We start from the raw sequence: 13,665 nt of genomic DNA on the forward strand, positions 1-13,665 counted from the left end.
GCCGCAGAGTCGGAGGAAGCGCGCGCGGGCGTAAAGAAGACGTACGAAGCATGCTGAAAAAGGGGGTAAACGATTGGGAGCAGAGCATAACAGGCAGCTAGAATCCATAGCCTGCTTTTTGCAATCGACGCATTAGCATCGACAAAAACGATAAATGATCGAGACAAGTATTTTGGTCATCTTGGATGTCGAATTCATGACCTCGGGGATTCCGAATAGCCCATACTGAACCAGTGAAAATCCACTGGTATCCCTTCTGCTCATCACATTCGCTTGTGGCACTAAGAGCATTCAAAGGAATGGTGGGGTTTGCTTCTTTAAAAGCTTCTTGCATCAAACTCGCGCCAGATTTCTTTAAGCCAGATTTTTTAGCTACATGCTTATCCAAAAATTTTGCAGCTTCGAACGTGGCCTGCGCGTAATGAGCGTCGTCAAAAAGTTTGCGGATTTTAGGAGGCATCGCTTCGTGAATGTTACGTTCCTCGAAGGGGTGAAGCTCTCCGCTTGGATTCAAGCGCTCCTGCGTATGCAATCCGGCACGGCGGGTAATTCTTTCGAAAAGATCAATCGTCGTCATTCAGAAGGTTCTTACGAATGCTTTTGAAGATATTGTCGTAAGTCGATGCGGAAGCGTTCGCGGGAAGATTGATTTCGACCCTTACGGATAGACCGAAGGTTTTGTTCTGTTCTGATTGAGGGAACGTCATGCGAGACGCCTCCCGCGGGTCAGGCTCATTCTTTTTGTTCAACTTTGGTTTGGTAGCGCGCGCCTGTCTTGGACCGGACGAAGCACGCGACGTCACAGTTTCATTCCTGTGACCAGCTAACGCCGCCAAAATCTGAAATGTCAGCGCCTGTCGGCCGCCTGTCACCGCACTCGTTTCATCCGCTCCACGAAAGAACGAAATCAGCGCATCCCGGTCGAGTTTCCACGCATCATCCCCGCGAAGTTCAAAAAGCTCTTCATAAGCAGACTTAATCAGGGAGGCTAATTCGTCCTGAAAGTCTTCATCTGCATGTTGAGTAAAAAGCTTAGTTCCTTCGGGTGTTTTGTCGTTTTGTTCAGTAAGTACACCGATAAACTTCAATATGTTTATCAAGGCGCCCTCATTGCTCGATGCAATACCAAGCTTCTTTAATGTGCCTGAGTCTACTTTAGAAGGGAAAGATTTCCTGAACTGGTTAAACGCAGTTTGAATCAATCCACCACTTGGAATGTATGGATAAGCCATAGAATGCCCCTGTTTCTGGACCAGATCATCTTGTGTCGCGGGATTGGTCAACCCACCGAAATCTTAGCTCCACAACTGAATTTTGGAGGATTGGGCGCCAATGCTTCGATGCTTGGATGAATAAGCTGCTTAAGATCACAAAAACCAATAATCATGCTGGGATCTCCTTCAGCCTTGCGCTTCGTTTCAGCCAGATCCCAGCTTTCGCTGGGAGGACGGGATGACCAACCTCACCGAGGCCGAACTGGCCGACCGGTTCCACCGGCACCTCACCCGAGGGCTTTCCTACTCCGCGCAAACCTGTTTTGCTGCACGCCATGCCCGCGCTCCGGCCCCTCGCGAAACCGCTCCGCCAGGCGCCCGCGTGCGCTCCCGGACTTTTTTCGCAATGGACTGTCGTCCATGCGGTCCATGTGATGGGACTGGCAGGGGGCAAATCCTCCACTTGTCCTACATGCCGCCTGGCCGCGTGCGCGCTTCACCGGCACGCGGGCCAGCGCCGGCAGCAATTCCGCAATTCCGGGGTCAGTGCACTGGGCCTCACGCCCCCTAGCCACCGGTCCCCAACACGCCCATATGCGCGGGCATGGCCGATCTCTATCTCAAGAACCTCGAATCCGAACGCCGCCAGCTGTGGGCGACCTGCCGTCTCAAGGGGCTGGCCAAGGGCACGCCCGAGCGGCAGCGGATTGTCGCGATCGACGAGGCGATTGCCGCGCATAAGGCGAAGAAGGCCTAGCGCGCGCCGCTTTGCGGCGGCGCCGCGGCGGACCGGCGGGGGACAGGCTGCGCCCGCCGCCCGCTCGCATCCGCTAGCTGTTCTTCATATTCTCCAGGCCCCTGATCGCGCCGGGCTTTTGCGACGGCTGCGAGGCGTTGGTCTTGACCTTTTCCTTCTTGGGCTTGCGGGCTTCGCGGTTCGATTTCTGTCCCTTGGACATGCGTGGTTCCAATCGGGGCGGAATGCCCCGGCCATGCTCCTACGCCTGCGCGCCGGACAAAGCGCGTTTATTCGCGTGGGCAGCCGCCGCGCGCTAGCGGCGCAGCTCCACCATCACCCGGTCGAGCGCCTGGAGGAAGTTGGAGCGATCGGCCTTGCTGAAGGGCGGGGGGCCGCCACCCACTCCGTCCATCCCGGCGCGCAGGTCTTCCATGATCGCGCGGGTGGCCACGGCGCTGCCGATGCTGGCGGCGTCGAAGGCGCGCCCATCGTGCTTGAGCACGCGCGCGCCCGCTTTCAGGCAGCGCTCGGCCAGCAAGATGTCGGCGGTGATGACCACGCTGTGAGCGTCCGCATGCTCGGCGATCCAGTCGTCGGCGGCGTCGAACCCGTCGGACACCACCACGCGCTTGACCCGCGCGCTCACCGGTACGCGGAAGGGGCTGTTGCTGACGACGCGCACCTCGGCGCCGAAGCGTTCGGCGACGCGGTAGATCTCCTCCTTCACCGGGCAGGCGTCGGCATCGACCAGGATCGTGACGGGGGCGGCTGTGGGGCTGGGGCTGGGCATCGCGCCTGCCTAGCCATCGGCGCGCGCGCGAACCAGCCCTGCGATCGGCGGATGGATCAATAGGCCCAGCGCTCGGTGAGCATCTCGGCCTTGCCGTCGGCCAGCTTCACCTCGGCGGCGGGTTCGCCCGGCTGGCCTTCGCGGAACAGCTCGTAGATCACCGCGCCGTCTTCCTGCACGCTCTCGATCACGCGGACGGGAGTGAACATGTCGGGCGCGGCCTCGGCCACGGCGCGCGCGGGTGCGGGTACATCGGCCCAGGCGAGATCGCGCTGGATCTCGACCACGCGGAACACGCCGTCCTCGACCAGCATGTCGAGTTCGACCTCGCTGCCATCGGCGCGCGTGCCTTCGACGTCATAGAATACCATGCCGCCACGCTCCTTGCGCTCGGCCCCGGCGAAGCTCATGCCCGGCACTGCCTCGAGCGCGGCGGCGCGTGCGCCCTCGGGGATATCGCCCGCGGCCAGTTCGGTAATCACCGCTTCGGGCCCCTCGGCGAGGATCGCGCTGTCGCTGACCGCGGCCTCGTCCGCTTCATCGGCGGGCGCGGGCGAACAGGCGGCGATGCCGGCGGCAAATGCCAGCGCGGCGGAAGTCTGACACCAAAGAGCGATACGCATGATCCTGTCCCCAAACAGCGCCCCAAACGGGCTATGACACCGGTGTACCGTTTGCGGGGCGGATTGGCAATTGCGGGGCTGGCGGCGGCGCGCGCGGGCAGAGTGATCGCCTTGCGTGCCGGGTCGTCCAATCGCAGCACCGCGTTCCGCCCGTTCCATCAAACCGCTGGAAACACGCGCGCCAATCCCCATCTCGAGGTCAGGCAAGACAACAACGAGAGGAGCCTTCCACTATGCAGGTCCAGTTCAATTCCGACTCTTCGGTCATGGGTACCGAGAACGTCGCCGAACGCATCGAGGCGAGTGTGCGCGAGAAGCTGGCGCGGTTCGAGGACCGGCTCACGCGGATCGAGATCCACGTGCGCGACGAAAACGGTGCGAAGGGCGGGGCGGACGACAAGGCCTGCACGATCGAGGCACGCCCGCGCGGCGGCAAGGCGATCGGCGTGACCGAACACGCGGCCAAGGTCGACGATGCCGCACGCAAGGCTGCGGCGACGCTCAGCCAGCGGCTCGAACGGCACTTCGGCAAGGAGTCCAAGCACAGCCACGACCCGCGGCCCGACAAGGTGTTGTAAGCGGTCGCGCGAGCGCGCTCCGCCCGGGCTGCGTGTGTCAGCCGGGGACGGAGCGTTCCTCCGCCCCGTGGCGGTGCAGCATGACATCGAGTAGCGCGGGGCGGTCCTTCTGCTCCCAGGCGCGTTCGTGGAAGAAAAACACCACCGCGTTGACCAGCGGTTCGACCAGCGCGATCCCGCCCGCAAGCATTACCGACCCGGTGAACAGGTAGGCGACCGTGAACCCGACCAGCAGGTGGAGGACGAGGAAGCTCAGCGTCTTGGACAGGTTGCGTTTCATTCACCGCAGATAGGAGTGCCGTTTGATCGATTGAAACGATGAATGGCGCATAGAGTAATCGCTTTTCGCTCCCATCAAGGGCGCGCCAAGACGCATTCGTCGCGCTTCGACCCTCCATTGCTCGCGCAACCCAGCCGCTTTGCCTTATTTTTGCCCAAGTTCGAAACATCCGGACCGGTGCAGCGTTCGTATCTTGAAGCAGCAGCCGGAAACCGTCGGCTGTGACAATGCTCACGACTACCGAATAAAGGGAATGGATATGAACAAGCTTACCATCGCGCTCGCCTCGGCCGCATCGCTGGCTATCGCCGCCTGCGCCGAAGAACCGGCCGAAACCGCTGCCTATGAAGACACCGCCACTGCCGATCAGATGGCCAATGCAGAAGCCGAAGCCGGCACTGTGGTCGAAGTCGCACAGGACGACGAGACTTTCTCGACGCTCGTCAGCGCGGTGACCGCCGCCGGCCTGGGCGAAACGTTGTCGGGTGACGGCCCGTTCACCGTCTTCGCGCCGACCAACGATGCCTTCGCCAAGATCCCCGAGGCGACGCTGACCGAGCTCACCACCAATGACACCGAAACGCTCGGCAACATCCTCACCTACCACGTGGTCGAAGGCCATGTGGATGCAGCCACGCTGACGCAGGCGATCACCGATGCAGGCGATGCTGGCTACACCATCGCCACCGTCAATGGCGGCACGCTGACCGCGACCGTGGTCGACGGCAATGTCGTACTGACCGATGCCGCCGGCGGCACCGCCACCGTCACCGCGACCGACGTCGCCGCCTCGAACGGCGTGATCCACGTCATCGATACCGTGCTGATGCCGCAGTAAGGCAATCGCACTGTTACTCGCGAAAGGCGGCTCCTTTACGGGGCCGCCTTTTTCGTGGGCGCTTTTCTTCAGCGTCGCCGACGCGCCATCCCAAGCCCGCACATCGGTATATGCCTGCTTCGAAGCTTGCACCTGCAGCGCGGCGCGCTAGCGTCTTGCGCGGGCGAGAGGAGAACAGCGATGGGCGTAGTCGCCAAGAAGCCGGTTTACAGCGTACCCTTTGTCGAGCGCACCGGGATGCGCCGGATTGAGGAGCGGCGCGGATATTCGAAACTGCTGATGCCGCTCGATGGCAATGCCAACCATGTCGACGTGATGTATCTCGGCGCCTTCTGTGTGCTTGCCGAAGCGATTGCGGCAGGGCCGGGGATCTCGATCCTCGACACCGCGCGCCATTTCCCGATCATCAAGGACATCGCGGTGGACTTTCATCGCATGGCGGCCAGCGATGTCACCGGCGAATACGAACTCACCGAGAGCCATATTGCCGCGCTGGAGGTCGATCTCGAGCGCAAGGGCAGCGCGGGCTACGCCGCCGAAGTCCCGATGCACGATGCCGATGGCGGGCTGGTCGCCACGGGCCGCGTCACGGTCAAGCTGCTGAGCCACGACTGGTCCGGTCGGGCCTGAAGGAAAGATAGATATGACCAGTATTCGTGCCCGCCTCGTCAAACTCGCGCTGCCGCTGCTCGGCATCAAGCGGTTCTTCTCGCAGCCCGACAAGTTCGACGAACGGATTGCCAAGCTCCGTGCGGCCAAGCCGGTTCGCCCGCGTGCGAAATGGAACAAGCGCTTCGATATTCGCGAGTATGGCAGTCGCGGGTTTCCGGTCGTCACGCTCGAACCCAAGGGCGGGGCCCAGCCCGGCGCGCCGCATCTGCTGTATCTCCATGGCGGCGGCTATGTGATGGATATCGCCGCGGTGCATTGGGACGCGGTGGCTGATCTGTGCGAGCGGCTGGGCGCCTCGGCGACCGTACCGCTTTACCCGCTGGCGCCCGAACACAAGGCGGACGAGACGCTCGAGGCGATGCGCTCGCTCTATCTCGAATTGGCCGAGCGCTATGGCGCGGACCATGTCACCGTGATGGGCGACAGCGCGGGCGGCGGCATGACGTTGGCGCTGGCGCAGATGCTCAAGGACGCGGATCAGCCGCTGCCGGGCAGCCTGGTGCTTTATTCGCCCTGGCTCGATGCGACGGCCACCGCCGAAGGGCAGCGCGAAATCGAACCGCGCGACGGGATGCTGGCGGTCAGCGGGCTCAAGGCCTGCGGCGACATGTATCGCGGCGATTTGGCAATCGACGATCCGCGCGTCAGCCCGCTGTTCGGACCGCTGGAGGGATTGCCCCCGATGGCGATCTTCTCTGGCACCGCCGACATCCTGCTCGTCGACGGGCGCCGCCTTGCCGGGAAGCTGGCGCAAGTGGGCATGCCCGACCACCTTTATCGCGAGTATGAGGATATGTTTCACGTCTGGATGTTGCTGCCTGTCCCCGAAGGCAAGCGCGCACGCGCCGAAACCGCGAATTTCATCCGCCAGCACGGGAAGACCGTATGACCACCCGCATCCTGTTCGCCGCCTTGCCAGCATTGCTCCTGGCCGCCTGCAACACCGGTTCGGGCGATGTGCCCGAGGGCCTCGCCACCGGCACTTTCGCGGGCATCGGTGCAGGCGAAGTGGTTCATTACATCGGCACCGAACCCTTCTGGAACGGCGCGGCCGGAGGCGGTCTCGCGCTCTATGCCACCCCTGAGAACCCGGACGGCAGCGAGTTCGCGGTCGAGCGGTTCGCGGGGAATAACGGGCTGGGTATCAGCGGGCGGCTCGACGGGGCGGCGTTCGACCTGATGATCACGCCGGGCGACTGTTCGGACGGGATGAGCGACCGGACCTATCCCTACACTGCGACCTTGCTTGTGGGAGACGAACAGCGCCAGGGATGCGCCTGGACCGACAGCCAGCCCTACGACGAGCCGGAACTGCCCTGATGGACACTGCCCCCGCCTTGCCGCGCTGGCTTGGCCGCGCCGGCCTGCTGCCGCAACTGGCCTGCGTCGGGGTGCTTTATGCGGGTCCGGCGGAATGGCGCGAACCCGCGCAGGCGCTGGCCTTCGCCTATGCTGCGCTGATCCTGTCGTTCCTCGGCGGGATGTGGTGGGGGATCGCGGCGGCGGCCCCCGCGGCGCAGCGGCGCAACACGCTTGGCTGGGTATGGATTGCGGCGGTGCTGCCGAGCCTCGTGGCGCTGGCCGGTTTCGTGCCATGGGCGCTTGGTTGGCAATGGCCCGAACCTTCGCTGGCCATGCTCAGCGGGGCGCTGCTGGTCAGCCTGGGTGTCGATGCCAGACTGGGTCCGCTCGCCCCGCGCTGGTGGATGCCGCTGCGGGTGCCGCTGTCTTTCGGCCTCGGGTTGATGACGATGGCGGCAGCGGTTGCCTAGCGCTTGGTGACGCCGGCCTTCTCGAGTTCGGGGCCGAGCCTGCCGGTCAGCCACATCCACCACATGCGGAAATCGGCGCGCAGGCTCCACAGCGGATAGGTGAAGGTCGCCGGGCGGTTCTTCTCATGCCCGAAATGCGCGATCCAGGCGAAGAAGTACCCGGCCAGCGGCATGCCGAGCAATAGCAGCCACTTGTCCGTCGCCAGCGCTGCCACGCCCAGCGCGACAACCAGCGAGGTGCCGATGTAATGCAACGCGCGGGTTCCAGGGCGCGCATGTTCGCGCAGGTAGAACGGCCAGAAGTCGGCGAAGGTGGTGTAGCGCCGCTCGGTCATTGCAGCCCCGGGATTTCGATCTGAGCGGGCGAGGGAGCCTGCGGCATGACCAGTTCGCGCTTGGCGGGTGCTGCCCGGCTTTCGGCGATACCTTCCGCCGCCGCGCCGATCGCGGTGCAACTGCGTCCGGCGAGGAAATCGAGCGCGGTGGCGATCGAGGCTTCGCCCGGGTCGCCCAGCGGGGTGAGGATATCGTCGCTCGCGCGGCAGGTTTGCGGCATCACGCTGGCGAGGCCCGAATAGTAATCGCCCCCGTCATCGGCATTGACCGAGCGGAAGGCGACCACGCGCAGCCGGTCGTCGCAGGCCGACCGGTCGCGGGCGATCTGCCCGACCGGCTTGCCATAGGTATCGGTGCCGATCAGCGCGATGTTGTCGCCCAGGATGGGGATGAAGGCATTGGCCACCAATTCGCTGGCAGACGCGGTCCCCATGGTGCCGATCACTGCGATCCTGGTTGCGGCAATAGCCTGCGGTGCGGCGGCGAAGCGGGCGATTTCGTTGAAGTCGCTTTTGGAATCGCGAAAGGTCGTCTTGCTGAAAACCTGTCCGGTCCGGTCCGCCGCGAGCAGGTCGCCAAGCAGTTCCGCGACCGATACCAGCCCGCCGCCATTGTAACGGAAGTCGAGGATGATCTGCGTCACGCCCTCGGCACGGAATACGGCGAAGGCATCGCGCAATTGGGCCTTGGCATCGTCGATGATGAAGGTGCGTAGATTGATATAGCCGACCTTGGTCCCGCCATTGTCGAGGATTTTCGCGCCATAGCGATCGGAGATCGGATCGAGCGCATATTCGGTCTTGGTAATCCCGACCGTAACCTCTCCGCCACCGGGCTGGCGGATACGCAATTGGCGGGTCACGCCGGGATCGCTGGGGCCGAGCGCATCGACCACCGCCTGCGCACCGCCGTCGGCCATGAGCGCGGCGACGGTCTGTCCGCCGATGGCGATGATTTCACTGCCGCGGTCGATGCCTTGCGCGAAGGCGGGGGCATTTTCGAAAGCCTCGACCACGAACACCCGGCGGGCGGCGGTATCATAGCCCAGGCGCACCCCGAAACCGGCGTTGGACCCGCTGCTGATCAGCGCGTTCTCTTCGGCGATCGAGGTGATGTAGGTGAAATACCGATCGCGGTCCTGCGCCCGGGCCGGCGCGACCAGCGCATCGATATAACCCTGGACCGAGCTGAAATTTCCCGCGTTCACGGTCCGGTCGAGCAAGTCGGGGAACAGATACCATTCATCCATCTGCCCCAGCGTCCAGTCCTGCCGGCTGGCGAGCGTGCAATCGTCGGAGGAACCGCCACCACCGCCGCCGACCGCGCCGCCTCCGGAGCCGCTGCCGCCTCTGCTCGAGCTGTCTCCACCGCCGCATGCGGCGAGCGAAAATGCCAGTGTTGCAGTGAAAATGGTGCGACCCAGACCCATGTGCTTCCTCTCCTGATCCCGTCCCTCGGTCCCCCCGAAGGCATCGGTCACGATCAATGACGGCTAAATCGGGGGCGAGCAAGGGCGCGAATGGTCTCTGGCAAGCCCCGGTTTCCCTCAAAAACGGTGCAAATTTCGGATCGCGGGATGGTTTGTCGCCCGCAGCTATGCCTTAAAGGTCGACCGGAATACGCCGCAGTGGCGCAAATACAGGAGTTTTCATGGCTAGCGGCGTTGCGCCCTGGGTTCAGAATGCGGTTGGCGGAGGTGCCATCGGGCATACGCTCACGCTGGAGAAGGTTGCCGAAGAGCGCGTGCTCGGTCGGGGCGGCTTTACCCTGACCAGTGCAGCATTCCGTCACGAGGGCGAACTCGATCCTTCCTTTACCGCGGTCGAGGAAGACGCCGTCGCGCCGCCGCTCGAATGGACCGCGCCGCCGCCGGGCGCGCACGAGCTGGTGCTGGTCGTCGAGGATGCCGACAAGGGGCACGTCCATTGGACCGTCTGGGGCTTGCCGCCGCAGAAGGGCAAGCTGATGGAAGGCGAAACCCCGCCGCGCACCGGCAAGAACTCCCACGGCAATTCGGAATGGCTGCTGCCCGATCCGCCGCTGGGCGAAGAGCATCGCTATATCTTTCAGCTTTTTGCAGTCGACCTCCCGCTCACGCTGATGCCGGGGGCGACGCTCGAAGAACTCGTCCGTAATCTTGACGGGCATGTAACCGCCGCCGCGGTCCTGACAGCCCGGTTCGAAGGCCATGAGGTCGAGGAACTGGATGTCGAGGATCTTGGCGACGTCGATTGAAGCATAGCCAAGGAAAGGAACTGTCATGGCTGGCAAGAACAACGCACTGCAGAAGCCGGTGAATCTTTCGCCGGAACTGGAAACCGTGGTTGGCAAGGGTCCGATGACCCGCGCCCAGGTCACCTCCAAGGTGTGGGATCACATCAAGGCGAACGACCTGCAGGATTCCAAGGATCGGCGCATGATCAACCCCGACGACAAGCTCGGCGCGGTGATCGGCAAGGAACAGATCTCGATGTTCAAGATGACGGGCGCCGTCTCGAAGCACATGAGCTAAGGTGTTACCGGCGGCGCAGCGGCCAGTCCGTTACGCCGCCGGTCCACAACGCCAGCCACACGACCAGCGGCTGCGCGATCATTCTCGGCGCATGATAGCCGAGCCCGAGCCCCCCACCCGGGCGCGCCAGATCGAGCGCGAAGTGATGGATGTTCGCAGGAAACACGCACACCGCGTAAAGCGCGAGGCCGATGGCGCCCGCGCGGCGCAGCGGCAGGCTGGCCCATTGCGCCAGCGCCGCCGCCCCCAGCAATTCGGCGATCCCGGTCCATAACACCACCGCCTCGGGCGCGGGCACCCATGCGGGCATGATCGACAGGAACGGGGCCGGGTTGGCGAGGTGCACATATCCCGCGAAGGCATAGAAGGCCGCGAGCAGCCAGCGCAGCGTGTGCCGGATCACGCGCGCGAACCTCCGGCAATCGCCCGAAGGATGGTCACAGTTCGATCACCTCGACGCCTTTCCAGAAGGCGATCCGGTCCCTGATCGCGGCGGCGGCTTCCAGCGGTTCGGGATAGTAGAAGGCAGCGTCGGTATTGATCGCGCCGCCCGCATTGATCGAATAATAGTTCGCCGTGCCCTTCCACCCGCAATGGCTGGTCGTCTCGCTCGGTACGAGCACGCCGCGCATGACATCGCCCGCGGGGAAATAGTGATTGCCTTCGACGACGAGCGTGTCGTCGCTGCGGGCCAGCGTTTCGCCGTTCCAGCGGGCGGTGATGGTCATGATTGGGGCCTTTCCTTGCCGCGCCTCTTTGCTAGGACGGGGCATACTACATCAAGGGGTTCCTGTTCATGCGCCATTTCCTGCTCGCTTCCGCCGCTGCCGCTCTCTCCTTCGGAACCCCGGCGTTGGCGCAGGACAAGGCCGAACGCACCGCCGCTGCCGCGCTCGAAGCGGCGCCGGTCTGGGACGGGCACAACGACGTACCCATCCAGCTGCGTTCCCGGCTGGGCAATGTGATCAATAGCTTCGATTTCCGCGATACGCTCGATACCGCGCGCGATGGCCGCGAAGCGATGCATTCGGATCTCGCGCGGCTGCGCCTGGGCGAGGTCGGGGCGCAGTGGTGGTCGGTCTATGTCAGCGCCAACCTGCCCGAAGCCGAAGCGGTGCAGGCCACCGTCGAGCAGATCGACGTGACCAAGCGGCTGATCGCGCGCTATCCCGATGCGCTGCAACTCGCGCTGACCGCCGATGATGTCGAGGAAGCGATGGCGGCAGGTCGGATTGCCTCGCTGCTCGGCATGGAAGGCGGCCATTCGATCGGCTCGAGCCTCGCAGTCTTGCGCCAGATGTACGATATGGGCGCACGCTACATGACGCTGACGCATGGCAAGACGCTGAGCTGGGCCGACAGCGCGACCGATGCGCCTCAGCATGACGGGCTCAACGCCTTCGGCATGGATGTGGTGCGCGAGATGAACCGTATCGGCATGCTGGTCGATCTCAGCCATGTGAGCGATGCGGCGATGACCGATGCGCTCGACGCCGCGCAGGCCCCGGTGATCTTCAGCCATTCGGGTGCGCGCGCGATCAACGGCCACGCGCGCAATGTGCCCGACGGCGTGCTTGCCCGGCTGCCCGAAAATGGCGGAATCGTGATGGTGGTGGCGCTGCCGTGGTATGTCACCGAGGACCTGCGCACCCATGCGGCCGATCGCGCTGGTGAAGAAGCGCGGCTGAAGGCGCTTTACCCGGGGCTGCCCGACACGGTCGAAGCGCAGCTGGCCAAATGGGACGCGCAGAACCGCGCGCCGGTTTCGACCATTTCGGACATGGCCGACCATATCGACCATATCCGCGCGGTGGCGGGGATCGACCATATCGGCATCGGCGGGGACTATGACGGTATGCCCACCGGCCCGATCGGGATGGAGGATGTCACCGGCTATCCGGCGCTGTTCGTCGAACTCGCGCGGCGCGGCTATACGCAAGCCGAGCTCGAGAAGATCGCCTCGCGCAACATGATGCGCGTCATGCGCGCGGCGGAAGCCTATGCGGCGAGTGCGACTGATCTGCCGCCGTATGAATATCCGGCGGGCGAACCGCGCGACGGGGCAGAATAGGCCCCCGCCAGCGCGCGGTTTACAGTTCCTCGAGCGTCAGTGGATCGCGCTCGCCGCCGAAGAACTGGTCGAGCGCGTGCGCAAAAACCTGGGTATCCTCGTCGTCGCACGCCGCTTCGAACAGCGTCATCGAACTGCGGAACTTCATCGCATCGACTGCGCCGAGGATATCCTCGGCGTCCATCGTGCCGGCCCAGTCGAGCATCGCTTCGGTCGCTTCGAACAGCCGCGGACCCAGATCCTCGTGGCGGCAATAGGCGCGTGCTGCGCGGCGATCGGCAAGCGCGAACTTGCGCGCGGTGGCGCTTTTGCCGAGCCCGGCAATCTGCGGGAAGACGAACCACATCCAGTGGCTGGTCTTCGCCCCGGCACGGATTTCATCGAGCGCCCGCTCGTAAACTCCGCCGTCCTGTGCGGTCAGGAAATGCGCGAAGCCCGCAGGCTCAATCGTCGTCGTCGTCGACATGCTCGGGCAGGCCGTCGAGATCGGTCGAGGCGTAATCTTCCAGTTCCTCTTCGGTCATGGAATCGTACATGTCCTTCGATGAGCCCCTGAGGTCGCCGACCTTGGTGTCGCCGCGCTTGGCGGAAAGCGCCGCTCCGGCGGCACGCTGCTGGGCTTTGGATTGTGCAGGCATCAGTCTTGCTCCGACAGCTCGGAACCGCGTTTCAGCACTTTGTCGCCGTCTTCCTGTTTGATGAGATAGGCGGGGTTGTCCCCGTCGCCGTCCTTGGTGACTTCGGTCCCCTGCAGGGTGCGGGTGACCTCGCGTTCGAAACGCTCCTTCACTTGGCCCCGGCCTGTGCCGTTACCCCAGTTCCATTCGACATATTGGTCGGTCTGGAAGCTGTTCGGATTGCTCATGCGACCTCTCTTTCGCCGGCGCTCAATTCTCGACGATTTCGAGGCCGTCTTCGGTGGTTGCCTGGTCATCGGGTGTGGCGATCTGGTCGTCGCCCAGATCGGTGATGATGCTGTCGGTGGCGTCGCCGTCATCTTCCGTTGAGGAGATCTGGCCACTGACCGTGCCTTCCTCCTCGACATCGCCCGTGCTCAGCGCAGGCACGATCCAGGTGATCGAGAGCAACAGGATCGCCAGCAGCAGGCCGCCAGCCAGCACCCAGCGCACAACGCCTTCCTTCGACCCACCGCTTGCTTCGGTGTCGGTGACGTGGATTTCTTCGCCTTGCATGAAACTGTACTCCCTCGATGGACGCGATCCCGCGTGTGTCAGGGAGA

At 63.7% G+C, this 13,665-nt stretch carries 24 protein-coding genes; 10 read left to right on the plus strand and 14 right to left on the minus strand.

The features are described 5' to 3' along the window. Positions 1-97: 97 nt before the first annotated feature. Both V6B15_RS00695 and V6B15_RS00700 read right to left on the minus strand, forming a co-directional pair. On the minus strand, positions 98-577 hold the full coding sequence (locus V6B15_RS00695; RefSeq protein ID WP_334199652.1) for a TIGR02391 family protein: 480 nt from the start codon (positions 575-577) through the stop codon (positions 98-100). Next, the gene (locus V6B15_RS00700) at positions 564-1,232 is read right to left on the minus strand and encodes a DUF5343 domain-containing protein (RefSeq protein WP_334199653.1); all 669 of its coding nucleotides are present in this window, start codon (positions 1,230-1,232) and stop codon (positions 564-566) included. The genes V6B15_RS00695 and V6B15_RS00700 overlap by 14 nt, the downstream gene beginning before the upstream one ends. 586 nt (positions 1,233-1,818) lie before the next feature. On the opposite strand from V6B15_RS00700, the gene V6B15_RS00705 reads away from it, so the two are divergent. Further along, positions 1,819-1,971 (plus strand): hypothetical protein, encoded by a 153-nt coding sequence (locus V6B15_RS00705; RefSeq protein WP_197458160.1) that lies wholly within the window; start codon positions 1,819-1,821, stop codon positions 1,969-1,971. A 73-nt stretch (positions 1,972-2,044) separates the two neighbouring features. On the opposite strand, the gene V6B15_RS00710 is transcribed toward V6B15_RS00705, so the two are convergent. The 3 genes from V6B15_RS00710 to V6B15_RS00720 all read right to left on the minus strand — a co-directional run bounded on the left by V6B15_RS00710 (position 2,045) and on the right by V6B15_RS00720 (position 3,366). Then, on the minus strand, positions 2,045-2,173 hold the full coding sequence (locus V6B15_RS00710; RefSeq protein ID WP_255358288.1) for a hypothetical protein: 129 nt from the start codon (positions 2,171-2,173) through the stop codon (positions 2,045-2,047). A gap of 93 nt (positions 2,174-2,266) precedes the next feature. Continuing rightward, a complete protein-coding gene (locus tag V6B15_RS00715; RefSeq protein ID WP_334199654.1) occupies positions 2,267-2,743 on the minus strand; it encodes a YaiI/YqxD family protein in 477 nt (158 codons plus the stop codon). 56 nt (positions 2,744-2,799) lie between these two features. After that, on the minus strand, positions 2,800-3,366 hold the full coding sequence (locus tag V6B15_RS00720) for a hypothetical protein (RefSeq protein ID WP_334199655.1): 567 nt from the start codon (positions 3,364-3,366) through the stop codon (positions 2,800-2,802). Between the two features lie 233 nt (positions 3,367-3,599). On the opposite strand from V6B15_RS00720, the gene V6B15_RS00725 reads away from it, so the two are divergent. After that, complete coding sequence (locus V6B15_RS00725) at positions 3,600-3,944, plus strand: HPF/RaiA family ribosome-associated protein (RefSeq protein ID WP_334199656.1); 345 nt, start codon at positions 3,600-3,602, stop codon at positions 3,942-3,944. A 37-nt stretch (positions 3,945-3,981) separates the two neighbouring features. On the opposite strand, the gene V6B15_RS00730 is transcribed toward V6B15_RS00725, so the two are convergent. Then, positions 3,982-4,224, minus strand: coding sequence for a DUF2061 domain-containing protein (locus V6B15_RS00730; protein WP_253521959.1), 243 nt, complete (start codon positions 4,222-4,224; stop codon positions 3,982-3,984). Between the two features lie 259 nt (positions 4,225-4,483). Between V6B15_RS00730 and V6B15_RS00735 the strand changes: the two genes are divergently transcribed. The 5 genes from V6B15_RS00735 (at position 4,484) to V6B15_RS00755 (ending at position 7,506) form a co-directional block, all read left to right on the plus strand. After that, positions 4,484-5,062: a fasciclin domain-containing protein gene (locus V6B15_RS00735; RefSeq protein ID WP_334199657.1), complete on the plus strand. Its 579-nt coding sequence runs from the start codon at positions 4,484-4,486 to the stop codon at positions 5,060-5,062. Between the two features lie 180 nt (positions 5,063-5,242). Then, the gene (locus V6B15_RS00740; protein WP_334199658.1) at positions 5,243-5,692 is read left to right on the plus strand and encodes a PaaI family thioesterase; all 450 of its coding nucleotides are present in this window, start codon (positions 5,243-5,245) and stop codon (positions 5,690-5,692) included. Between the two features lie 13 nt (positions 5,693-5,705). Then, positions 5,706-6,623, plus strand: coding sequence for an alpha/beta hydrolase (locus V6B15_RS00745; RefSeq protein ID WP_334199659.1), 918 nt, complete (start codon positions 5,706-5,708; stop codon positions 6,621-6,623). Next, positions 6,620-7,054 carry a COG3650 family protein gene (locus V6B15_RS00750; protein ID WP_334199660.1) on the plus strand — a complete coding sequence of 145 codons (435 nt, stop codon included), beginning with the start codon at positions 6,620-6,622 and terminating at the stop codon, positions 7,052-7,054. Before V6B15_RS00745 ends, V6B15_RS00750 begins: the two co-directional genes overlap by 4 nt. Beyond that, on the plus strand, positions 7,054-7,506 hold the full coding sequence (locus V6B15_RS00755) for a DUF3429 domain-containing protein (RefSeq protein ID WP_334199661.1): 453 nt from the start codon (positions 7,054-7,056) through the stop codon (positions 7,504-7,506). The genes V6B15_RS00750 and V6B15_RS00755 overlap by 1 nt, the downstream gene beginning before the upstream one ends. Here the strand turns inward: V6B15_RS00755 and V6B15_RS00760 are convergent. Together V6B15_RS00760 and V6B15_RS00765 are read right to left on the minus strand one after the other, a co-directional pair. After that, positions 7,503-7,841 carry a DUF962 domain-containing protein gene (locus tag V6B15_RS00760; RefSeq protein WP_334199662.1) on the minus strand — a complete coding sequence of 113 codons (339 nt, stop codon included), beginning with the start codon at positions 7,839-7,841 and terminating at the stop codon, positions 7,503-7,505. The genes V6B15_RS00755 and V6B15_RS00760 overlap by 4 nt on opposite strands. After that, entirely contained in the window at positions 7,838-9,271 is a 1,434-nt protein-coding gene (locus V6B15_RS00765; protein ID WP_334199663.1) for a S41 family peptidase, read from the minus strand. The genes V6B15_RS00760 and V6B15_RS00765 overlap by 4 nt, the downstream gene beginning before the upstream one ends. A gap of 221 nt (positions 9,272-9,492) precedes the next feature. Here V6B15_RS00765 and V6B15_RS00770 point away from each other — a divergent pair, with 221 nt between their 5' ends. After that, a complete protein-coding gene (locus V6B15_RS00770; RefSeq protein ID WP_334199664.1) occupies positions 9,493-10,077 on the plus strand; it encodes a YbhB/YbcL family Raf kinase inhibitor-like protein in 585 nt (194 codons plus the stop codon). Between the two features lie 25 nt (positions 10,078-10,102). Then, positions 10,103-10,354, plus strand: coding sequence for an SWIB/MDM2 domain-containing protein (locus V6B15_RS00775; protein WP_253521981.1), 252 nt, complete (start codon positions 10,103-10,105; stop codon positions 10,352-10,354). A 4-nt stretch (positions 10,355-10,358) separates the two neighbouring features. On the opposite strand, the gene V6B15_RS00780 is transcribed toward V6B15_RS00775, so the two are convergent. Beyond that, positions 10,359-10,757 (minus strand): DoxX family protein, encoded by a 399-nt coding sequence (locus V6B15_RS00780; RefSeq protein ID WP_334199665.1) that lies wholly within the window; start codon positions 10,755-10,757, stop codon positions 10,359-10,361. A 34-nt stretch (positions 10,758-10,791) separates the two neighbouring features. Further along, positions 10,792-11,082: a DUF427 domain-containing protein gene (locus tag V6B15_RS00785; protein WP_334199666.1), complete on the minus strand. Its 291-nt coding sequence runs from the start codon at positions 11,080-11,082 to the stop codon at positions 10,792-10,794. 68 nt (positions 11,083-11,150) lie between these two features. Here V6B15_RS00785 and V6B15_RS00790 point away from each other — a divergent pair, with 68 nt between their 5' ends. Then, positions 11,151-12,425, plus strand: a complete 1,275-nt coding sequence (locus V6B15_RS00790; protein ID WP_334199667.1) for a dipeptidase — start codon at positions 11,151-11,153, stop codon at positions 12,423-12,425. 19 nt (positions 12,426-12,444) lie between these two features. Here the strand turns inward: V6B15_RS00790 and V6B15_RS00795 are convergent, their stop codons facing one another. From V6B15_RS00795 to V6B15_RS00810, 4 genes are read right to left on the minus strand one after another with little or no spacing between them, the layout of a single operon-like run. Next, entirely contained in the window at positions 12,445-12,891 is a 447-nt protein-coding gene (locus tag V6B15_RS00795; RefSeq protein ID WP_334199668.1) for a DUF1810 domain-containing protein, read from the minus strand. After that, positions 12,869-13,063, minus strand: coding sequence for a DUF3008 family protein (locus V6B15_RS00800; RefSeq protein WP_334199669.1), 195 nt, complete (start codon positions 13,061-13,063; stop codon positions 12,869-12,871). The genes V6B15_RS00795 and V6B15_RS00800 overlap by 23 nt, the downstream gene beginning before the upstream one ends. After that, positions 13,063-13,290, minus strand: coding sequence for a DUF2945 domain-containing protein (locus V6B15_RS00805; RefSeq protein WP_334199670.1), 228 nt, complete (start codon positions 13,288-13,290; stop codon positions 13,063-13,065). The genes V6B15_RS00800 and V6B15_RS00805 overlap by 1 nt, the downstream gene beginning before the upstream one ends. A gap of 22 nt (positions 13,291-13,312) precedes the next feature. Next, positions 13,313-13,618, minus strand: coding sequence for a hypothetical protein (locus tag V6B15_RS00810; RefSeq protein WP_334199671.1), 306 nt, complete (start codon positions 13,616-13,618; stop codon positions 13,313-13,315). Positions 13,619-13,665 lie beyond the last annotated feature (47 nt).

It is taken from the genome of Qipengyuania sp. Mu-71, assembly GCF_036867055.1.
GTDB lineage: Bacteria > Pseudomonadota > Alphaproteobacteria > Sphingomonadales > Sphingomonadaceae > Qipengyuania > Qipengyuania profunda.